The organism is Marinobacter sp. F3R11, assembly GCF_003318275.1.
GTDB lineage: Bacteria > Pseudomonadota > Gammaproteobacteria > Pseudomonadales > Oleiphilaceae > Marinobacter.
On the sequence record NZ_QOCH01000015.1, the window covers coordinates 697,082 to 717,435 of the forward strand.

19 protein-coding genes are annotated in these 20,354 nt (G+C 56.7%); 9 read left to right on the forward strand and 10 right to left on the reverse strand.

Going from position 1 to position 20,354, the window contains the following annotated elements:
* Genes DS878_RS11670 through DS878_RS11700 form a run of 7 tightly spaced genes read left to right on the forward strand, consistent with a single transcriptional unit; the run spans position 1 to position 6,505 of the window.
* Entirely contained in the window at positions 1–387 is a 387-nt protein-coding gene (locus DS878_RS11670; RefSeq protein WP_113816117.1) for a VOC family protein, read from the forward strand.
* Positions 388–419: 32 nt separating this feature from the next.
* Positions 420–1,508 carry a BMP family ABC transporter substrate-binding protein gene (locus DS878_RS11675; RefSeq protein WP_113816118.1) on the forward strand — a complete coding sequence of 363 codons (1,089 nt, stop codon included), beginning with the start codon at positions 420–422 and terminating at the stop codon, positions 1,506–1,508.
* Positions 1,505–3,025, forward strand: a complete 1,521-nt coding sequence (locus DS878_RS11680; RefSeq protein WP_113816119.1) for an ABC transporter ATP-binding protein — start codon at positions 1,505–1,507, stop codon at positions 3,023–3,025. The genes DS878_RS11675 and DS878_RS11680 overlap by 4 nt, the downstream gene beginning before the upstream one ends.
* Positions 3,018–4,109, forward strand: coding sequence for an ABC transporter permease (locus tag DS878_RS11685; protein ID WP_113816120.1), 1,092 nt, complete (start codon positions 3,018–3,020; stop codon positions 4,107–4,109). Before DS878_RS11680 ends, DS878_RS11685 begins: the two co-directional genes overlap by 8 nt.
* Positions 4,110–4,111: 2 nt before the next feature.
* The gene (locus DS878_RS11690) at positions 4,112–5,038 is read left to right on the forward strand and encodes an ABC transporter permease (protein WP_113816121.1); all 927 of its coding nucleotides are present in this window, start codon (positions 4,112–4,114) and stop codon (positions 5,036–5,038) included.
* Between the two features lie 46 nt (positions 5,039–5,084).
* The gene (locus DS878_RS11695; RefSeq protein WP_113816122.1) at positions 5,085–5,855 is read left to right on the forward strand and encodes an SDR family NAD(P)-dependent oxidoreductase; all 771 of its coding nucleotides are present in this window, start codon (positions 5,085–5,087) and stop codon (positions 5,853–5,855) included.
* Positions 5,856–5,872: 17 nt separating this feature from the next.
* On the forward strand, positions 5,873–6,505 hold the full coding sequence (locus DS878_RS11700; protein ID WP_113816123.1) for an isochorismatase family protein: 633 nt from the start codon (positions 5,873–5,875) through the stop codon (positions 6,503–6,505).
* A gap of 28 nt (positions 6,506–6,533) precedes the next feature.
* On the opposite strand, the gene DS878_RS11705 is transcribed toward DS878_RS11700, so the two are convergent.
* Together DS878_RS11705 and DS878_RS11710 are read right to left on the reverse strand one after the other, a co-directional pair.
* Positions 6,534–7,484: an isopenicillin N synthase family dioxygenase gene (locus DS878_RS11705; protein WP_113816124.1), complete on the reverse strand. Its 951-nt coding sequence runs from the start codon at positions 7,482–7,484 to the stop codon at positions 6,534–6,536.
* Between the two features lie 27 nt (positions 7,485–7,511).
* The gene (locus tag DS878_RS11710; protein ID WP_113816125.1) at positions 7,512–8,858 is read right to left on the reverse strand and encodes an amidohydrolase family protein; all 1,347 of its coding nucleotides are present in this window, start codon (positions 8,856–8,858) and stop codon (positions 7,512–7,514) included.
* 363 nt (positions 8,859–9,221) lie between these two features.
* On the opposite strand from DS878_RS11710, the gene DS878_RS11715 reads away from it, so the two are divergent.
* Positions 9,222–10,424 (forward strand): amidohydrolase/deacetylase family metallohydrolase, encoded by a 1,203-nt coding sequence (locus DS878_RS11715; protein WP_113816126.1) that lies wholly within the window; start codon positions 9,222–9,224, stop codon positions 10,422–10,424.
* Positions 10,421–11,311: a rubredoxin gene (locus DS878_RS15740; RefSeq protein ID WP_410003473.1), complete on the forward strand. Its 891-nt coding sequence runs from the start codon at positions 10,421–10,423 to the stop codon at positions 11,309–11,311. Before DS878_RS11715 ends, DS878_RS15740 begins: the two co-directional genes overlap by 4 nt.
* 67 nt (positions 11,312–11,378) lie before the next feature.
* Here DS878_RS15740 and DS878_RS11730 read toward each other — a convergent pair whose 3' ends face one another.
* From DS878_RS11730 to DS878_RS11765, 8 genes are all read right to left on the reverse strand, one after another.
* Complete coding sequence (locus tag DS878_RS11730; protein WP_261977790.1) at positions 11,379–12,770, reverse strand: amidohydrolase; 1,392 nt, start codon at positions 12,768–12,770, stop codon at positions 11,379–11,381.
* On the reverse strand, positions 12,767–13,312 hold the full coding sequence (locus tag DS878_RS11735; protein ID WP_113816127.1) for a (2Fe-2S)-binding protein: 546 nt from the start codon (positions 13,310–13,312) through the stop codon (positions 12,767–12,769). The genes DS878_RS11730 and DS878_RS11735 overlap by 4 nt, the downstream gene beginning before the upstream one ends.
* On the reverse strand, positions 13,309–15,612 hold the full coding sequence (locus DS878_RS11740; RefSeq protein ID WP_113816128.1) for a xanthine dehydrogenase family protein molybdopterin-binding subunit: 2,304 nt from the start codon (positions 15,610–15,612) through the stop codon (positions 13,309–13,311). Before DS878_RS11740 ends, DS878_RS11735 begins: the two co-directional genes overlap by 4 nt.
* Positions 15,602–16,426 (reverse strand): FAD binding domain-containing protein, encoded by an 825-nt coding sequence (locus DS878_RS11745; RefSeq protein WP_113816129.1) that lies wholly within the window; start codon positions 16,424–16,426, stop codon positions 15,602–15,604. The genes DS878_RS11740 and DS878_RS11745 overlap by 11 nt, the downstream gene beginning before the upstream one ends.
* Positions 16,427–17,503, reverse strand: a complete 1,077-nt coding sequence (locus DS878_RS11750; protein WP_113816130.1) for an ABC transporter substrate-binding protein — start codon at positions 17,501–17,503, stop codon at positions 16,427–16,429.
* A 176-nt stretch (positions 17,504–17,679) separates the two neighbouring features.
* A complete protein-coding gene (alc, locus tag DS878_RS11755) occupies positions 17,680–18,702 on the reverse strand; it encodes an allantoicase (RefSeq protein WP_113816131.1) in 1,023 nt (340 codons plus the stop codon).
* Entirely contained in the window at positions 18,699–19,649 is a 951-nt protein-coding gene (gene puuE, locus DS878_RS11760) for an allantoinase PuuE (RefSeq protein ID WP_113816132.1), read from the reverse strand. Before puuE ends, alc begins: the two co-directional genes overlap by 4 nt.
* Positions 19,646–20,335, reverse strand: a complete 690-nt coding sequence (locus DS878_RS11765; RefSeq protein WP_113816133.1) for a TetR/AcrR family transcriptional regulator — start codon at positions 20,333–20,335, stop codon at positions 19,646–19,648. The genes puuE and DS878_RS11765 overlap by 4 nt, the downstream gene beginning before the upstream one ends.
* Positions 20,336–20,354: the final 19 nt, after the last annotated feature.

The window sequence follows — 20,354 nt, forward strand, 5'->3', positions numbered from 1 at the left end:
ATGAGCACGCTTTCTTATGTAAACATTTTTGCCGAGGACATTGAGGGCCTGAGCGTTTTTTACCGGGACCTGTTCGGATTCAAGGAAATTCCTGAAATCCGCTCGCCTATTTTCCGCGGACTGGATACAGGTCGTTCCTGCATCGGTTTTAACGCAATAGATGCCTATGAGCTTCTTAAACTGGACGACTATTCAGACACCAAAGGCTGCAAGTTTCTTCTCAACATAGATGTAGACAGCCAGGAAGAGGTAGACGAGTTTGTACCCAAGGCGCTGGCCGCAGGTGCCACTCTCATCAAGGAACCCTACAAAACCTACTACAACTGGTATCAGGCTGTGCTCCTGGACCCTGAAGGTAACGTATTTCGAATCAACTACATGATGTAACCGCGCCTTACCAACCCAAAGGAAATAACTCGATGAAAAAGCTAATACTCAGTGCCGGCTTTGCACTGGCCAGCTTCTTTGGCCTTATGAACATCGCGAATGCCGAGGGGCTGACTCTCGACGGGCCGCCAAAGATCGCCATGTTGTATATTTCCCCAACCAATGATGGTGGCTGGACTCAGGCCTTTGACGAAGCCCGTCAGCGCCTGGAAAAAGACCTGGATATCAAGATCCAGTACGTGGAAAGCGTTCCTGAATCCGCCTCGGCTATCCGACCGGCCGTTGAACGCTTTATCAAGCGTGGCGCCAACATCATTATCGGTACTGCATTCGGTTACTCCGATACCTTCAAGTCACTGTCCGAAGACTACCCGGACGTAGCCTTCCTGAACGGTTCCGGCACCACCAATGGCCCCAATCTTCTGTCGTACTATGGCCGCACCTACGAAAGCCAGTACCTTTGTGGCATGGCCGCCGGCGCAGCGTCTGAATCCGGCAAGCTCGGTTTCGTTGCCGCTAACCCGTTCGGCGTAGTGAACTGGACAATCAACGCCTACGCCATGGGTGCCCGGGAAATGAACCCGGATGCAACCGTGACCGTTGTCTATACCGGCGCCTGGAACGACCCCACCAAAGAACGCTCAGCAACCAAGGCCCTGATCGATCAGGGTGCTGATGTCATCGGCCAGCACGTAGACACCCCGACACCGCAACTGGTTGCCCAGGAAAATGGCGTCTACGGCACAGGGCACCATCGTGATTTCCGTGAGTTTGCTCCGGAAGCCACCGTTTGTTCTTCAGTCTGGGTCTGGGACCGCTTCCTGAAAAACGAACTGGAAAAAATCATTGCCGGGAACTGGGTACCTGCACCACACGGCGCTCTGCTTTCCATGCAAGAAGGTGGTACTGACATCGCCTGCTGCGGACCGAACATTGATGAGGAAGAAGAAGCCAAGATCATGGCAGCCCGCGAGAAGCTGATGAATGGCGAACTGCAAATCTATGCCGGCCCGCTGACAGATCAGAACGGTACCGTTCGCGCAGCCGCAGGAGAAGTCGTATCTGACGGCGATCTCTGGCAAATGGACTGGTTTGTGGATGGAGTTATTACACAGCAATGAGTAAACAGAACGCGATCCAGCTGAGCGGTGTCAGCAAGACCTTTGACGGTTTCAAGGCCTTGTCTGACGCTGACTTTACCGCCAAGTGGGGAGAGGTGCATGCCCTGCTGGGGGAAAACGGAGCCGGAAAGTCGTCCCTGATGAACATTGTGGCCGGCTTGTATGGCCCCGAAGGCGGATCGCTGTTCATTGATGATAACCCGGTAAAACTCAAAGGCCCCAAAGAAGCTGCAAAAATGGGCATTGGTATGGTGCACCAGCACTTCAAACTGGTGATGCCATTTACCGTTGCCGAGAATATTCTCCTGAACCTGGGGCATATTCAGACTGCGGGCCTTTACCGGGAGCGCCTGCGCCGGGTGTCTGATGACATCCGAGCCATGGCCAAACGCATTGGATTTGAAATTGACCCAGACACTCGCGTTGACCAGCTATCCATAGCTGAACAGCAGCGGGTAGAGATACTTAAAGTATTGCTGGCCGGAGCCAAGGTGCTGATCCTTGACGAGCCGACAGCGGTACTCACCGAAGAAGAGGCCGAACGACTGCTGACCACCGTGCAAGGGTTTGCCCGGGAAGGCGCAGCCGTCATTCTGGTGACGCACAAGATGAACGATGTTCTGCGCTACGCGGACCAGGTCACCATTATGCGCGCAGGCCGCACAGTCAAAAGCCTGAAACCGGATTCCGTATCTGTTGATGAACTGATCAGACTCACTGTGGGTGAATCCGCTCCCGACCAGTCAGCCACTCCCGGAGAACGCGAGCCAGGGGCCCCCTACCTGCAGGTAAAAGGCCTCACCAGCACGGGACCGCTACGCGCACTCAATAACCTGAACCTCACCCTGAATCAGGGGGAGATCTATGGGCTTGCAGGAGTCGGAGGCAATGGCCAGAGCGAACTCGCCAATGCCCTGATGGGGATTCCCGAACCAGTAGAAGGACAGATGGAGATAGTTGGCGAAGGAGACCTTGCCGATTTTGATGCCGCCAGAAGGCGCGCCATAGGCATTGCCTCCATACCTGCCGACCGCTATGGCGCTGCTTTAGCGGGGCCCCTTTCGATTGCAGACAACTATGCTCTTGGAGACATTCACTCCGGCCGATATGGCCCATTCTGGTACCTGAAAACCCGGGCCATTGAAGCGGACGCCGCAGAAGCGGTACGCCAGTTTGATGTTCAGGGCGTTCGCTCCCTGAAACAGAAAGCTGCTCTGCTTTCCGGGGGTAATGCCCAGAAACTGGTCATTGCCAGGGAGTTCAAACACCCGCCCAGGCTGGTTCTCGCCCACAGCCCGAGTCGCGGCCTTGATGTAAAGGCAACAGAAGCTGTCAGGGACAGACTGCGGGCTGCGCGGGATGACGGTGCGGCAGTGCTTCTTATCAGTGAGGATCTGGATGAAGTCATGGCCATGGCAGACCGGATCGGCGTCATGTCCGCCGGCCGTATCGTGGCCGAATTTTCACAGCCGGCTGACCGCCAGGCAATCGGGCAAGCAATGGTGAACCATGTCTGACTTTGCATTAAAGCGCCCTCTGATGAACCGCAGATATACTCTGGAAGTCCGCCAACAGATGGCGTGGCCCTGGCAGGCTCTGATCCTCGGGGTATCCATGCTTCTGGGGCTGTTATTGTCTGGCGCCATACTGGTATTGGCAGGCGTACCTGCCGGAGAGCTACTGAACGAATTTGTCATTCTCACACTGTTTGATGCCCAAAGCCTGAAGTCTGTGCTGTTTCAGGCATCGCCACTGATTATGGTCGGCCTGGCCGGCTGCCTGGCATTCCGCGCCAGATTCTGGAACCTCGGGCTGGAAGGCCAGATGATATTTGGAGCTGTAGGCGCAACGGCCGTCACCATATGGGATATCGGTAGCCCGGGTATGCGCCTGCCTCTGATGATGGTTGTGGCCATGGTGTGCGGGCTACTCTGGGCGGTTACACCTGTACTGCTGAAGCTCAAGCTGCAGGTGAACGAGATTGTCTCCACACTGATGCTGAACTACATCGCAATCAATGTCCTGCTGCACCTCATGTATGGCCCCTGGAAGGACCCAAAAGACGCCTTCCCTTATTCGCCCAAGTACGACAGCTTCGAACTCCTGCCAGAACTTGGCAACGGCCTAAGCCTTTCGATCCCTATCGCCATTGTGATCGCACTGATCGTACTCTGGTTCGTCAACATCTCCCGCGCTGGCCTGTATCTCCGCTTTGTGGACAAAAGCCCCAAAGTAGCCGGAGCTGTCGGGGTTCCCGTGGCAAAAACCATTTTGATTGCCGTTCTCTTCTCTGGCGCACTCGCCGGACTGGCAGGCCTGATGGTCGCTGCCGGACAGGAAGGCCGTCTTACACACTCCTTCTATGTGGGCTATGGATTTTCCGGAATTCTCATCGCGTTTCTGGCGCGTAACAACCCAATCGCGGCCACCTGTGCCGCTCTGCTGATTGCCACTCTGTTCGTATCAGGTCGCAGCCTTCAGGTGTTCTACCAGATCCCGTTTGCCATGGTGCAACTCATCCAGGCCGTACTGGTGATCTGTGTTGCATCTTCGGACTTCTTTATCCGTCATCGTATCCGTCGCGTTCAGGGGGTAGACTGACCATGGACCTGATTACCAGCTGGATGGGTAACATCCCTGAATTCGCTGTTCCTTTTGCCCTGGCAGCCCTGGGACTGATCATTACCGAGAAATCAGGCGTACTGGCACTCGGTGCTGAAGGGCTGATGCTGGTGGGCGCTGTTATAGGTGTCGGCGCCGCCCTGACTTTTGACAATACGGCCGTGGCTCTGGCGATCGCCATGATTGCAGCCAGCATTGTCTCTTTGTTATTCGCCCTGATGGTTCTGGTGATGCGTATCAATCAGGTCATTTCCGGGCTGGTTCTGGTGTTTTTCTGCCAGGGGCTGACCACATTGACCGGCACACTGATGGGCTGGACCAACCAGCCGGTTTCCGGGTTGGGAAGCATTGCACTCTGGCCCCTGTCCGAACTGCCTTATGTGGGCCGTTTTTTCATCCAGAACATTGTGGTCTATCTGGTTCCGCTGGTTTTCGTATTCTCCGTCTGGGCCCTGAACAGAACAACCCACGGCCTGCGACTGCGAGCGGTTGGAGAAAACCCACAGGCTGCCGACGCTGCCGGCATCTCCGTGCTGGGGTATCGACTGGCAGCGATTGTGATTGGTGCTGCCCTTATTGGTCTGGCGGGTGCTTTCATCGCCGTACTCAGCAACAAACTCTGGATATCCAATATGACCGCCGGCCGCGGCTGGATTGCTGTCGCCCTGGTTATTTTTGCCCGCTGGTCTCCGTGGAAAGCTCTGGCCGGCGCCCTCCTGTTTGGCTGCATTGAGGCACTGATCCCCCAACTGGCTGCATCGGGCATCAAACTGCCCCAGTACTTCGTATTCATGGCGCCCTATGCAATTACTCTTGGCGTAATGGTCTGGGTCGCCGTATCAAAACGGGATATCAGCAGTCAGCCAGGAGCTCTGGGAGCACCCTTTATCCGGGAAGAACGCACCTGACAAATGTTCTGGCCCGCCCATCAACCAACCCAGGAGAGAAAGAACGTTGAACAAAACCCTATTTGTAACCGGCGCCACATCCGGCTTCGGGGCAGCCATCGCACGCAGGTTCGCCCAGGATGGCTGGAACCTTGTCATTGCCGGTCGGCGTACAGAGCGGCTGCATATTCTGGCCGACGAACTGGGGGCAATAACGCAGGTTCATCCGTTAAAACTGGATGTACAGGACGCCGATGCGGTGCAGCAGGGTATTGAATCCCTGCCCGCCAGCTTTCGCAACATTCATACACTGGTCAATAACGCCGGGCTGGCTCTGGCTCCCGACGCCATGCAGGATGTGGAGCTTTCGGATCTGCACACCATGATCAACACCAACATCACGGGTGTGGTCAATGTCACCCACGCACTGCTTCCCGCATTGATCCGGAGCGGCGCTGGCGCCAGCATCATCAACATCGGCTCCACCGCCGGTGAATGGCCCTACCCGGGCAGCCATGTTTATGGCGCCAGCAAGGCTTTCATCAAACAATTTTCGTACAACCTCCGGTGCGACCTGACAGGCACGGGAGTACGAGTGACCGACCTGGCTCCAGGTATTGCCGAAACTGAATTTTCGATAGTGCGGAACAATGGTGATCAGGCCGCTTCCGATTCTGTCTATAAAGGAACCGTCCCCCTGTCCGCCAAAGATGTGGCTGAGCAGGTTGCCCACATTGCCAATTTGCCCGACCACATCAACATCAACCGGGTTGAAATGGTACCCGTACGTCAGTCCTGGGGACCCTATGCCATTCATCGTGATCTGGCTCCGCACTAGAAGGAGAAAACTGGCGCATGCCGAAACTTAATCAAGCCTGGCCAGTGGTCCCGGACCGGACTGCCCTGATCATTGTGGACATGCAGAAAGTTTTCTGTAATCCGGAGGGTGATCTTTACGTACCAGCTACCAAAAACATCACACCGAAGATCAGGCGGCTGGCAGATACCTGCCGCAAAGCCGGAGTAATTGTGGTGTATCTGCGCCATATTGTTCGAGGTGATGGCAGTGACACCGGGCGCATGAAGGATATGTACCCGGATGTGGATCAGGTACTGGGCCGCACCAATCCCATGGTTGAGATAATCGATGAGCTTGCCCCCGGCCCCGACGACGTTGTAGTGGACAAACTGTTCTATAGCGGCTTCCACGGCACTGATCTGGATACTGTGTTGCGCTCCAGAGATGTGGACACTCTGATTGTTTGCGGTACGGTAACCAACGTCTGCTGCGACACCACCATTCGCGATGCCGTTCATCGGGAATACAAGGTCATTGCACTCAGTGATGCCAGCGCTGCCATGCCTTACCCGGATCTCGGGTTCGGTGAGGTAACTGCTGATGAGGTGCAGAAGGTCGCACTCACAACATTCGCCTATGAATTCGGGGAAGTAACGACCTCTGAAGATATCCTTGCACGCCTGTTCTGAACACGGCGACAGAGCCTGACCATACGGGTCAGGCTTCGTCCTGACGGTGATCGTAGGTGGCATTAAGTCGCGCAGCCAGATAGTCGGCACAGGTCACCGGCTCGTATTTCGGCACCTGATCGGGCACAACATCCCTCGGGTCTATCACTGACTCAGGGTTCACTTCCAGGAAGAAAGCAATCGCGTAACGTTCCCTGGCCGGCGGCCTGACCCTGTGAGGAGTGGAGACATATACATCGTTGCTCCAGCGCATCAGGCAGTCACCGATATTGCAGACAAAGGCTCCGGGCACATAAGGCGCCTGAATCCATTCCCCTTTTCGATTAAGAACCTCCAGTCCTGCCACCTCATCCGTTGCGAGGATGGTGATATTGCCATAGTCCGAGTGGGTACCTGCGCCCCCATCTTCGCGATCCGTGCTTCCGGCAGTCGGCGGATAACGTAGCATTCGCAAAGTCGCAATGGGCAGGGTCAGGTGCTGCGCAAAGAAATCTTCGCTCAACCCAAGATCGAGACTGAAGCCTCGATGGATTGTCCGCCCCAGCTCCAGACAGTGATCAAAATAGTTCAGGGCCTGCTCCCTCCAGCCCTCGATTGGTGGCCAGAAATTGACACCCCGAAAGGGTTTGCCAGCCAGAACATCGGGGTGATCTTCAGGGAAGTCTGTCCCGATATTGAACGCCTCCTTCATGTCTGCACCCGATTCCGGGTTCAGCTTCTCATCGGCCATGGCCACATAACCACGATTATGAGGTGAGCGCCTGATCGACAGATCTGCCTTGTCGTCCGCTGGCAATTCGAAGAGTTGTCTGGCGAGATCAAAAGCTCCTTGGCAGACCGTCTGGGGGATACCGTGATCGGTCACGTAGAAAAACCCGACGTCACGGCATGCATGGCCCAGTTCCGCCGCAGTGGCCAGGCGCTCTTTCGGGTCGCTGCTGCGTAAACCCGTCAGGGAAATAATTGGTAGTGAAGACATAGTGTTCCTCCATCGTTGTAGATGTCATCAAATCATGGTGGTTCGGGTATGTGAAAACGTCTGGCAGGCTTCCTGCAGGGCCAGCCCCTGATGCTGGGCGGCGACAATGACTGAGGACTGGTTAACCCGGGTAGCTTCGCCCTTGTCGATCAGGCGGACACCATCCACCCATACTCCGGCCACATTCGTGCTACCCGCAGAAAACACCAGATTCCACAACAGGCTACCGCCCGCTTCATTCACACTGACCGGGGTCATGTTAGCCGTCATAATATCCAGCAATAACAGGTCGGCCTTTTTGCCCACTTCCAGCGAACCGATCTCCTGATCCAGCCCCAGTGCTCTTGCACCATTTATGGTAGCCATGCGCAGGATCTGGTCGGCGGGCATAGTGATGGCATCCAGGCGAGTAGCCTTCTGAATGAGAGAGGCGAACTTCATCTCCTCGAACATATTCAGGCTGTTATTGCATACAGGACCGTCGGTGCCCAGCCCTACCGTTACGCCAGCCGCAAGCATTTCAGGCACTCGCGCCACGCCACTGGCAAGTTTGGCGTTACTCACCGGGCAGTGGGCAATGCTTGTACCTGTGTCAGCTACCCGGGCAATCTCATCATCATTCAGCCAGACACAGTGGGCCAGCAGGGTTCGTTCGCCCAGGATGCCGTAGTGGTCCAGCATCGCCAGCGACCGGCGACCCAGCTCGGCGGTGACCGCCTGCTCTTCTTCTTTCTGCTCGCTGCAATGGGTATGAATGCCCACGCCATATTCCCGGCTCAGCTGAGCAGCTTCTCGATAGGCATCTTCGGTACAGTAAAACAGATGCTCCAGCCCCATCCATACACGGATGCGACCGTTCAGGGATTCATGATGACTGTGGATCAGCCGGCGGTTTTCTTCCCGGGTTGAGAAAAAATCCTTACCAGGCTTGTCTGCCACATAAGGCGCCAGCTGAACCCTCAGGCCCAGCTCGGCAGCCGCATCAGCGCAGCGATCCATGAAGCGGAACATATCCATAACGCAGGTAGTGCCGGACTGCAGGGCTTCCAGGTAACACAGGCGGGCAGAATGGTAGGCAAACTCTTCCGTCATGGCCCGGTGTTCCAGCTGGTACCAGGGCAGCCACTCCATCAGGGGCATATTTTCAGTGACGCCGCGCATCAGACTGGAGTGGGAGTGACAATCGATCAATCCCGGCAATAAGGCGTGCCCCCGGGCATCAATCACCTTGCAGTCCTCCGGGATATTTACATCCCCATCCTCTCCTATCCGGGTAATGATGCCGTCCTGCACCACCAGGGTGCCAACCGGTATCACCCGATCGCCAGGATCAGCGGTAAATATCGCGGCATGGCGGATTGCAAAACTGGACATACTGACTCCCGATACTTTCTGACCAATTGATCAGTTTTTGAAAGCAATCGCTATGCCACGCCTCAGACAGCGCCAACCGCCAATAAATACCCTGAACCCGCCATTCAGGTGCACCGCAAGCGCTCACTTTGCTGCAACTTGCACCACAAACAGTCAGCTTTATTGACCACCTGATCATTAATTGCTCCGTGCCCGGGCCATTAACGACTCCTCCGGAATCGCTGGCATATATCCTGCTTAACTTCTTTCAGGGAATTTCCGGGCCAAGAGAACCTCCTGGATCAGACTCCTGAGTCAAGATGACATTCCTCTGTCATAACGCCTCTCCGGCGTACGGTTCTCGAGAGATTCTGGAGGAATGCTATGCCTTCCATGCAAAACGATGTGCAGGTATTGAAAGGTGGCCGGGTTATCGACCCTGCCAACGGGTTCGACGGCATTGCCGACGTCGTCACCAGGGGTGACACCATCATTGCCGTTGGACCGGATGCCGGCCAGCAATACCCTGACGCCCGGGTTCTGGACATGACCAGCAAGCTTGTGACTCCTGGCCTGATCGATATTCATACCCACTGCTACACAGGGCTGGGCGACTTCTGCCTGCCAACAGATCTCATGGGGGTCGATTCGGGGGTGCCGATCATGGTCGACGCAGGAACCACCAGCAGCACCATTTTCGGGCTCGCCCGCAAGGCCATCATTGACCACCCGGATACCAAAACCAAGATCTTCGCCCTTCTCGACCCTTCGCAGATCTATCTGGCCAACAAAACATTCGTCTGCCACTATCTGCGCATTGCCGATGATGAGCGCAATATCGATGTCGAATCTGCCAGAAAAGTGGTGGATGACAACCGCGATGTCATCGTCGGCTTCAAAGTACGGGCAACCATTACTGACGACCCGGACCGTTCACCATTTCTGGAAGCTGCCCATCAGATTGCTCCGGACCTGCCCATAATGATCCACCTCGGCGCCTTCCCACACACGCCGGTGCTGGATACGGAAAAGCTGCTTTACAAGCTGCGTAAGGGCGACATGATCACCCACGCCTGTCGCGGCGGCGGTGGCCAGCTCGACCAGAACGGCGAACCGACCAAAGCATACAAAGACGCTTACGAGCGGGGCGTGCTCATGGACATAGGTCATTCCGCCGGGGATTTCCACTTCCGCACGGCACGGAGGCTGATCGAACGGGGTTATCTGCCGACCACCATCTCTACCGACCTGAACGTGTTCAACGTGGACGGGCCGGTGTACTCGCTGTCCACCACCATGTCCAAAATCTGGGCTCTCGACGTACCGCTGGAGAAGGTCATTGCCATGACCACCATTAACCCGGCCCGCGCTATCAACAAGCAGGATACCTATGGCTCGCTGAGTATCGGGCGGCCGGCTGAAGTCAGCGTGCTGGATATCGAGGAGGGGCCTTGCACCCTGTCCGACGGCAATGAGGAACTTGTTGCTCCGCGTCGGCTGCGGGCAGTGGGATGCCTGCGTAACGGCAAGTGGTATGACGCTGTTCACGACCAGAAACAGACAGCAGAACTGAAGGAGGCAGTATGAGTAGCGCTACTGCCATGCAAAAAACCGCTGTCGATCCGAAAGTTTTCTATGATGATCTGGTACGAACCCTTGAGCAGCGCCGGGATGCTCTCTCCGAGCCGGAAAAGAGTTTTGGCGGCTACCAGCCGCTGGATCGGGCAGAATTGCTTGAGTGGCTTAAATTCCAGTGCTGGTATGAGCAGGAAGCCGCTGGTTTTATTGGTTCGTGGCTACGGGATACTCCAGAACCAGAGGTATTTGTTGGACTTTGTCAGCAGGTCGCCGACGAAGGTAAACACTACAAGCTGATCCTGTCCCACCTGCAGTCTCTGGGAGCATCCATGGAGGGCTGGTCACCGGAGCCCGAATGGGTTGAGTGGGTCAGCGAGTTTTACTCCAGCGGCGACGATACCCTGGAACGGGTAGCGGCCCACAACATCACCGGAGAACTGGGCGCCATGGACGCCTTCGAGGGACTGCTGCCGCGTATCCCCGAAAGCACCCGTGCGATGCTTCAGAAGATCATTCCCGATGAAAAGTTCCATGTTTCTCTGGGGCGTATGACCGTACACCGTTATGCCACCACCCAGGACCGGCAGGCGCGTGTTGAAGCGAGGGTCTTGCGGGCATTTGAGCTGGAACAGAAGGGCCGGCTGGCATTCGAACGCCGCCTTGGCGCAACCCGCGAACAAGCGGCCAATGATTCCGCTGAACAGCCGCCAGCCAAAGCCAATGAAGGCGCAGCTCCCCAATGGATCTGCCAGGTGTGTGGCTGGATCTACGACGAGGCGGTAGGTGACCCGGACTCAGGCATTGCTCCAGGAACGCCATTTGAAGACATCCCGGATGATTGGGTATGCCCCGAATGCCTGGTGACCAAGGATGACTTTGTCCTGCTTTCGGTCTGAGAAACCCCGTTACTGAAAGGAATGCACCGGGAGGGCGTTTAAACGCCCTCCCTTGCCCTGCAAGAACTTATACCGGCGTCGCCACCCCGTTTCTGTTTGAGGCAAGCCACTGGTCACGGCGTGTGAGCAGCCGGTCAGCCGCCTGGTTGGCGTGGTCGATATATTCAGCCATATCGCCACTGAGCAATATCTGGTTCTCAGCGAGTACCCTTCCCGCCACCATGGTCATTGCAACATCTCCACCCAGTACGGAATGCACAAGATTATGATGCAGGTTCTGCAATGACCCCGAGGGAATAAACGGCGTCATCCTGGCGGTATCGGCACGTACGGCAATCACATCCGCTTGCTTGCCCGGCTCCAGAGAACCAATTTCACGATCCATGCCCAATGCCCTGGCACCTTCGATGGTAGCCGCCCGCAGGACATCCCAGGATTTCCAGGCGGCGGCATCCATGGCCCTCAACTTGGCCAGCAGCGAGGCGATTTTCATTTCCTCGAACATGTCCAGGTTGTTATTTTCCTTCTCACCATCTGTGCCAATACCCACCGGGATACCGGCGGCGATCATGGCTTCCACAGGCGCCGGACCGCTGGCCAGTTTCATGTTACTTGAGGGATTGTGAGCAACGCCGATGTTGTTGGCTGCCAGCAACTGGAGTTCGTCATCATCAAGCCAGACACAATGAGCCAGTAATACCCGTTCCGGCGACAGAAGACCCAGCTTCTCCAGAGCACGCACAGGGCTCATCCCGTGCCGGCGCATAGCCTCGGGGATTTCATTCTGGCTTTCGTTCGAGTGGGTATGAAACCCGGTGCTGTAGTGATCGCACAGATCCACAACCCGACGGCACGCAGCTTCTGTAGCATAGTACTGGTGTTCCAGACCCACCCATACGTTAACCCGGCCACCAGCCCCGCCATGCCATTGCGAGATCAGAGCTTCGTTATCATCCAGAGTATCGAAATAATCGTAACCCGGTGCCTCACCTACGTAGGGCACCATTACCACACGATTCCCCAGAGCTTCTGCCGCCCGGGCAGAACCGGCCATATAGCGCCACATATCCACCGACGTGGTAGTGCCGGCCAGCAGGCTTTCCGCATAACACAGCCTGGAGGCAGCCTCTGCTTCTTCTGGCCTGAGCACACGGTGCATCGGATCGATATACTGCTGTAGCCACTCCCACACAGGCAATTCCTCTGCGGTGCCCCGTAAGAGGCCGGAGTGGCTGTGAGTATTGATCAGCCCCGGCATCAGCACCGCGCGACCGTAATCCCGGAGCTCGGCATCCGGAGCACGTTCCAGCAATACCGAACGGGGACCAACAGCTTCAATGGTTTCACCCATCACCAACACGGCGCCGTCCTGGATTATGGGATTGCCAGCAGTCATGGGCAATACGGCGTCTGCGCTCAACAGGAGCCTGCGTTTGCTGGCCAAGGTCGTAGTCATCATAGCTTCTCCTGTTCTGAGGTACTCCGGCCATCCGCTTCATCCGCGCAGCCAGGAGCAGCAAGTCGAGCAATGGCCCGCCGCAGGCCGCCATAACCGGTACAACGGCAGAGATTGCCAGCTACGCATTCCGTCAGATCCACCTTGCTTCCCTGTCGGCGCTGCCTGATCCCTGCAACCAGAGAGACCGCAAAACCCGGTGTGCAGTAGCCACACTGCAAGGCACTCTCACTTGCCAGTGCATCACGTACAGCGAGAAAGTCGGGATCCTTGTTCAGCCCCTCTACGGTCTGCACATGACGTCCAGGCAGCTGCCAGGCCATCACCAGACAAGAGGGCACAGCACAACCATCCAGCAGTACCTGACAGGCACCGCATCGACCTACACGGCACCCGGGCCGGGCTGAGGTGATCTGGCCAGATTCCCGCAGGATATCCAGCAGGGTCCCGGCATCCGACGCGGATCGGGTAACAGCCTCTCCGTTCAGCTCAAAACTGATGTTTTGCTGTGCCGGAGTTTCCGGCAGCGGATAATGATCACTCATAGGTTTTGTTCCTGTGCAGCCATTGCCACCAGCAAGTCTCCGGGATCTACCGGCAGCCGCCGGACCCTGACACCGGTTGCCGCTTCGATCGCCGCAGTAATAGCCGGTGCTACTGCTTCAATACCCAGTTCACCCACGCCCCTTACCGGGTACGGATCGTCCTCTGGTGTATTGTCCAGAACATCAACACGCTGGAGAGGGGCATCATGAAAGGTGGGAATCAGGTACTGATCCAGATTGTCTGCCTGGTAGCGGCCTTCATGGGCTGTCATGTCTTCAGTCAGAGTCATGCCCTGCCCCATCACAGCAGCACCCTCGATCTGCCCCAGATAACCGGGAGGGTAGATCACAGGCCCGGCCGCCGTAACGTGATGAAGGTCCGTCACCCGGACCCGACCAGTGATACGATCCACTTCTACCCGGGCCACAGTCGCGATCTGCAGCTGCAGATAACGGCCCACGGGGTGTTCACTGTCCGGCGCCACCGGAAAATCCTGGCTGGCGTTGGCCGTCATGCCGCCAGGGTTGGTGCTCTCAGCCAGCTCCCGATAGCTCAACACCTGCCGACCATCAGAAAATATACCCCCCGGGCCAAACTCAAGGCCTTTTTCCGGTTGGCCGCTCACGCGGGCGGCATGCCCACGCACCGCATCCATCCAGCGGGGCAGAATGCTGGCCAGTACACCGTGTACCAGTACGGTGCTGCGAGATGCGCTGGTGGGCCCGGAGTCCGGTCCCCGGGAGCTCCCAAGTACAACTTCCACGTCGGCTTCCCTGCAGCCCACCCCATTGCAGACGGATCGGGTGATGGACTCGACAATGTTCTGGCCATAGTCCGTAAAACCGAATTCCACGCAGATACGACCTGCCGGTGACAAGCTGATACGACCGCCACCACTGTCAGGTAAACCATCTCCCAAACCGTTGCCCTGGGCACCCATAGCCATACCCGTGCCTGTCAGCCAACGGCCATTATCCGTGTCACCGCGGGACCAAAGAGGGGAAGCTACGGCAGCCGCCAGCACGTCGGCGGGCGGCGCCGTCCAGCGAACAGTCTGGTTGCGGCTACCGGCATCACCCGGAGAACGCAGGTTGATCCGGCGAAGGGTCGCGGGCTCAATACCAAGGCCGCGGGCCAGCTCATCCAGCTGCGATTCCACCGCGAAAGTGGCCTGGTTTCCGCCAAAGCCCCGGAAGGCCCCACACACACCATTATTGGTATAAACCAGGCGACCGGACACACGATAGGCCTCAATCCGGTACAGGGGTGCCGTGGCGTGGTCCAGATAGTTCTCAAGCACGGCCGGCCCCAGACTGGCGTATGCGCCGGTGTCCAGAACTGCCTCTACTTTATGAGCCAGCAAACGTCCTGCCGCGTCACACCCGGTGGTCATTTTTACTGACACCGGGTGGCGCTTGATGCCGGCCCGGCAGGATTCGAACCGATCCAAATGGATCATTACCGGGCGCCCGGTTTTCAATGCAAGCAAACCAGCAGCCGGCTGCACTGTAAGTTCATCCTTGCCACCGAAGGCGCCACCGGTGGCCATGGACTCGACAGCCACCTTTTCACGGGCAACACCAAGAATATCTGCCAGTTGTTCCACATCACGATGACCGGACTGGCATCCTACCCGGAATAGCACACCACCTTTGCCATCAGGAATGGCCACCCCGCCTTCGGTTTCCATAAACACATGCATCTGGCGGGGAGTCTGATAATGATGTTCTGCGATCACAGTACAACGGGAAAGCGCGTCATCAATGTCGCCGCATTCAAGCGTTTCCCGGACCAACAGGTTGCTGCCACCGTGCTCTTCATGGGAGGAGTGGATAGCAGTCTGCTGCTCAGCCAGGGAAGCATCACTGACCACCGGTAGTGGCTGGTAATCCACTTCAATGGCATCCAGCGCTGCTCTGGCCTGCTCCGGAGTGTCTGCTGCCACGGCAGCTATCGCATCTCCTTCGTAGCGGACCCGGTCATCACAAAACACCGGCTGATCGCGAATCACAATGCCGAAACGATTCAGACCCGGCACATCGTCCGCCTTGATCACCGCATGCACGCCGGGCATGTTCAGAGCGCGGGAGGTATCTACCCGGGTAATCAGGGCATGGGCGCAGGTACTACGAAGAATGGCACCATGCAGCAACCCGGGCAGGTGTCGCTGATCAGTGGCATAGGCCAGACCACCTTCGATACGCGGGGCCAGATCCATCTTAGAGGTTGCGTTACGGACGGAGTTTCCGTCCAGCGTCATCAGCTTTCTGACTGCCCCCTGTAAATTTTCAGACGTCACGGGTCAACTCCATCAGTCCAGACTCCAGCATCCGTCGCACGGCCAGCCTTAACCGGGTGTCGTGCCAGCCCAGAGTTTCCAGCTCACTGTCCACCACTATCGCCAGATCCGTGAGTTCACGAATGCCCTCATCTCTCAGCATGGCTTCGGTAACCGTCAATCGTCCCGGGCCTCCTTCACCACACACTGCCAACTGCACCTTCTCGCCATCATGAACACACGCCACAGTGGCGCGGGTGGGACTAAAGCGTTCCCGATAGCCAAGCTTTTCCAGAGAAACACGCCAGCCACGGCTGTCTGGCAAGGAGACAGACCTGAGCAGATCGCCGCCCTGGCGATCCGGTAGCCATCGGGTCAAAGGCCGGCGGTTGCTGCCTTTGCTTCCCACCAGGTCCACCTCAGTGTCCAGGGCAAGCGCCAGCGCTGACAGGTCCCCGCCGGCAAACAGATTTCCGCCGACTGTTCCCAGATGACGCACACCGGGTCCTGCTACACGTTTAATCAAACCGTTCAGTTGAGGAAGGTACAACGCCATCAAAGGGTGGCGGGCCAGCTCGTCCAGAGTGGTTAACGCTCCAATGCTGAGACCCTCTTCCGTCTCCCGAATACCACGAAATTCCGGCCAATCAGGATTCAGCGCCACCAACTGCACGGGCCACTGCCGGTCACGTTCACAGGATGGCTGCAACCAGGTGCCACCAGCAATGTAGGGCGACCGGAAGCGTTTGGCGAAACTGACCGCCTGACGGGGCGACTCCGGGTGCATGACCCGGACCGCCTGGCGTTCGCTGACTATGCCGTTCACAGGTTCCACTTACTCGCTGCCGGCACCGGACACGTCCGGATACCGGGCCATAATGTCATGGATGGCCTCAGTACCAACGAACTCTGTGGTATAGCCCTTGGTGGGATCAACGGATTCATCGATCAGATCCAGGCTAACCAGTTGCTTATAGATATCCTGCCAACGTTCGTCGGTCATGATGCCTATACCACCGGTCAGGGCATCGCCAGAAAGGACAATGCCACGCTCATCCATCTCCCTGAGAGAATGGGCAAGCTGATCCGGACCCTGGTTCTCGTTCAGCCCATGAATGTATTCATTGGTAGCTGCAGGGTCCTGCAGATACTGGTACCAGCCCTCAATGGTCGCTTCCACAAACTTGCGGGCAACTTCCGGGCGTTCTTCCAGAGTTTTGCGAGTGGTAACGATCAGAGTGGAGTAAGACTCCCAGCCATGATCAGACAGCAGAAACACATTGGGCTCGATACCAGCCTGCTTCACAACAAAAGTTTCCGAGGTTACATAGGCCTGCTGGATAACCTGAGGATCTGCAATAAACGGCCCCATCTGGAAGGTATACGGACGAACCTGTTCATCGGTGTAGCCGTATTTCTGTTTCAGCCACGGCCAGAATGACTGGTGAGCATCCTGGGACAGCAGGATCGGTTTGCCTTTGAGATCTTCCAGCCTGTCGTTCCCGACCCCCGGGTGGGTCATGATGATCTGCGGGTCTTTCTGGTAGAACGCCGCAAGCGCCACTACAGGCAGATCTTCCCCAATAGCATTGAGAATCTGGCCGCTCGAATGGAGCATCACAAAATCAGCCTGACCGCCGAGCAGCAATTGCAGGTTGTTGACCTGAGGCCCTCCGGGAGCCATGTCCACATCAAGCCCATAGTCCTCATAAGTACCCTGGGAATCCGCGTGGTACCATCCACCATGTTCGGCCTGGGGGAACCAGTTGGTGCGAAAGGTCACCTTCTCAAGATCATCAGCCCACAGGGAGCCAGGCGTTGCCAGCATGGCCAGCCCCGCCGCCATCAACATAGTCGCTACCCGACCGGGGCGCCGCACTTTCGTTGCAAAAGATACTGTCTTGGTCGTCATGCACTCTCTCCAAACATAAGGTCATGCGGGTGATCTGACATTCAGACTCACACCCGCTTGTGATTTCCCTATAATTTTTATTCGAGGGAGAACATCAGGCATTGGCAAAACATTGGCTGGCCGGCAGTACCGGTGCTATGCGCGGTGCAATTCCGCGATGATTGTCCGGGGATGACTCATGACACCGGCTTCCCGAACAGTCTCACCCGGCTCACGCCACCATCAGGAATCATATTGAAACGGATATGGGTAATCGCACCCAGATCCTTCAGATCGGTAAACTGATGGATGGCGTCTGCGGTCAGTGGCTGATCGTCCATCAACGTATGCCAGAACATACTCTGGGTAATGAGAGACTGGGCAGTGCTCTCTCCAGACTCGACACAGGCAGCCTGTACAGAGCAAGCCGCCGGAAAATTACCCTTGAAGTGCGCTGTATCCACTTCGATGCGTTCAGCTATACCTTTGTGGCCAAGAGCCAGAATGCACCAGTCATTTCCCGGCTCACGCCTGCGACGGGTCTCCCAGCCATCGCCCATATTGATACCCCGGCCCGGTCGCAGCAGCTTGCGGGGCTCACCGTAGTGGGCGTCACTCCAGGCCACCTGGTCACCACCATGTTCCAGAGCAAGCAGGTTAACCGGGCCAGTGCTCTGTAGTGCAGACCAGTCACAGTATGGTTTGCCGTATATTCGCAGGCGCGCCAGCCCCCCATCGGGGAATATGTGTACACGCACATGGCTCCACGCCTGATCCGATGCGATTTCACAGAATCGGTGATCGTTGCCTCGCAATTCGATTGCGGGCACCAGTGTTTGCCAGTTGCTGTTTTCGCCAGGCTCACCATCCGGGCAGTAGCATGCCTCCAGCGAGGCCGCCGGGGGGAAGTTTCCGGTGAAGAAACTGGTGTCAAAATCCACACCCATCAAAATCCCGGGTGTCGACAGGCGAACAACACACCAGTCGTGGCCGGTAGTACGACGACGGCGGGTTTCCCATCCGTCCATCCATTTGCCATTGTCATCAAAACGGTCGGGGTAAAACACAGGCTGATCCGGGCTCAGCATGCGCTCCCGCGACGCAAAAAATTCATCGGTCACCTGAGTCACTTCCGCTCCCAGGCTACCATCGGCCAGATTCAGGCCTTTACGGGTGAAGTCAGGCCCCTCGACAACAGGCGCCACTATTGCATCAGTCATTCTTTTACTCCGGTATCAGTCGCCTGAAAGGGGTGTTCCTGTTTCCAGTGGCGGGCAATATCAATACGCCGGCACACCCATACCTGTTCGTGTTGCTGGATATAATCCAGAAACCTCTGTAAAGCCCTGAAGCGTCCCGGACGACCAACAACCCGGCAATGCAGGCCTACAGACATCATCTTCGGGGCATCAGCGCCTTCTTCGTACAACACATCAAAAGTGTCTTTCAGGTACTGAAAGAATTGCTCTCCCGAGTTGAATCCCTGGGGCGAACAGAAGCGCATATCGTTGGCTTCCAGCGTGTAGGGAACAACCAGATGGGGTTTGAGCTCTCCGTCACGGGTTTCAACCGTAGTCCAGAAAGGAAGGTCGTCTCCGTAGTAATCGCTGTCGTATTCCAGTCCGCCATGCTCTACAACCAGACGGCGGGTATTCGGGCTGTCGCGGCCGGTATACCAGCCCAATGCAGGTGCTCCGGTCAACCGGGCGTGCTGCTCCAGCGCCAGTTCCATCCAGCGGCGTTCCTCGGTCTCGGCCATCTCCTGGTAGTGAATCCAGCGCTGACCATGGCAGGCAATCTCGTGGCCATCATCAATAAAGGCCTGCACCACCTCCGGGTTTCTGGCAAGAGCCATAGTGACGCCGAATACTGTCAGGGGTAGCTGACGCTTGCGGAATTCACGCAGAATGCGCCAGACACCGGCACGGGATCCATACTCATAGAGGGACTCCATGCTCATGTGCCGCCCTCTGTAGGCTTCAGCACCAATAATGTCGGAGAGGAACGTCTCGGAGTGTTCGTCTCCGTGAAGCACGCAATTCTCTCCACCTTCTTCGTAATTAAGTACAAACTGAACAGCTACCCGGGCATTTCCGGGCCAACGGGCATGGGGAGGGTACTCACCATAACCACGCATATCTCTCGGATATGAGGCGTTCTCATTCATGTTGGACTCTCAAGGCCGCACCCCCGCAGGATCATGCCAGTCAGGAAGTCGGCCGCGCGGTCAAAATCACGCTTCTCATATTCGGCCTTGTTCTCAACCATCAGGATCTGCACCTGGAAGTCGGCATAATGTTGTGTGGATGACCAGATCAGGAAAATCAGCTGCACCGGATCCACTGGAGCCATCCGGCCATCGTCTATCCACGACTGCATGACTTCAGCCCTGCCCCGGACCCACTCACGCATGTTGGTGCGCAGATGGTCCACAAGAAAAGGCGCTCCCTGGATGATTTCCATGGCGAACAAGCGGGAAGACAAGGGGTACTTTCGTGACATCTCGACTTTGGTCCGGATGAAAGTGGCCAACGCCTCTGCAGGATCATCCTCCGGCCGGATATCCGTAAACACCTTGTTCCAGCGCGCCAGAATGTCATCAAACATGGCGCTATACATTCGTGTCTTGTTACTGAAGTAATACAGAACGTTGGACTTGGGAAGCCCGGCTCGTTCGGCAATGCTTTGGATCGTAGCGCCTTTGTAGCCGTTAAGTGCAAACTCTTCCTCGGCAGCAACCAGAATTTTCTCTCTGTTGCGTTCCCGGATCCTGCCCGGCCGATATTTTTTACCTTTTGCGCCCTCAACTGCTTTATCTGAAGCGACACTGTCTGCAACTGAATTTTTAGTCATGAGCCTCTCACTTGTTATC

Excerpts from the sequence above, each read along its gene's own strand:
- DS878_RS15740 (WP_410003473.1), top strand. The coding sequence starts at position 10,421 with ATGAGTAGCGCTACTGCCATGCAAAAAACCGCTGTCGATCCGAAAGTT.
- DS878_RS11710 (WP_113816125.1), bottom strand. The coding sequence starts at position 8,858 with ATGTCCAGTTTTGCAATCCGCCATGCCGCGATATTTACCGCTGATCCT.
- DS878_RS11670 (WP_113816117.1), top strand. The coding sequence starts at position 1 with ATGAGCACGCTTTCTTATGTAAACATTTTTGCCGAGGACATTGAGGGC.
- DS878_RS11750 (WP_113816130.1), bottom strand. The coding sequence starts at position 17,503 with ATGACGACCAAGACAGTATCTTTTGCAACGAAAGTGCGGCGCCCCGGT.
- DS878_RS11715 (WP_113816126.1), top strand. The coding sequence starts at position 9,222 with ATGCCTTCCATGCAAAACGATGTGCAGGTATTGAAAGGTGGCCGGGTT.
- DS878_RS11690 (WP_113816121.1), top strand. The coding sequence starts at position 4,112 with ATGGACCTGATTACCAGCTGGATGGGTAACATCCCTGAATTCGCTGTT.
- puuE (WP_113816132.1), bottom strand. The coding sequence starts at position 19,649 with ATGAATGAGAACGCCTCATATCCGAGAGATATGCGTGGTTATGGTGAG.
- DS878_RS11730 (WP_261977790.1), bottom strand. The coding sequence starts at position 12,770 with ATGATGACTACGACCTTGGCCAGCAAACGCAGGCTCCTGTTGAGCGCA.
- DS878_RS11705 (WP_113816124.1), bottom strand. The coding sequence starts at position 7,484 with ATGTCTTCACTACCAATTATTTCCCTGACGGGTTTACGCAGCAGCGAC.
- DS878_RS11765 (WP_113816133.1), bottom strand. The coding sequence starts at position 20,335 with ATGACTAAAAATTCAGTTGCAGACAGTGTCGCTTCAGATAAAGCAGTT.
- DS878_RS11675 (WP_113816118.1), top strand. The coding sequence starts at position 420 with ATGAAAAAGCTAATACTCAGTGCCGGCTTTGCACTGGCCAGCTTCTTT.
- DS878_RS11685 (WP_113816120.1), top strand. The coding sequence starts at position 3,018 with ATGTCTGACTTTGCATTAAAGCGCCCTCTGATGAACCGCAGATATACT.
- DS878_RS11700 (WP_113816123.1), top strand. The coding sequence starts at position 5,873 with ATGCCGAAACTTAATCAAGCCTGGCCAGTGGTCCCGGACCGGACTGCC.
- DS878_RS11735 (WP_113816127.1), bottom strand. The coding sequence starts at position 13,312 with ATGAGTGATCATTATCCGCTGCCGGAAACTCCGGCACAGCAAAACATC.
- alc (WP_113816131.1), bottom strand. The coding sequence starts at position 18,702 with ATGACTGATGCAATAGTGGCGCCTGTTGTCGAGGGGCCTGACTTCACC.
- DS878_RS11680 (WP_113816119.1), top strand. The coding sequence starts at position 1,505 with ATGAGTAAACAGAACGCGATCCAGCTGAGCGGTGTCAGCAAGACCTTT.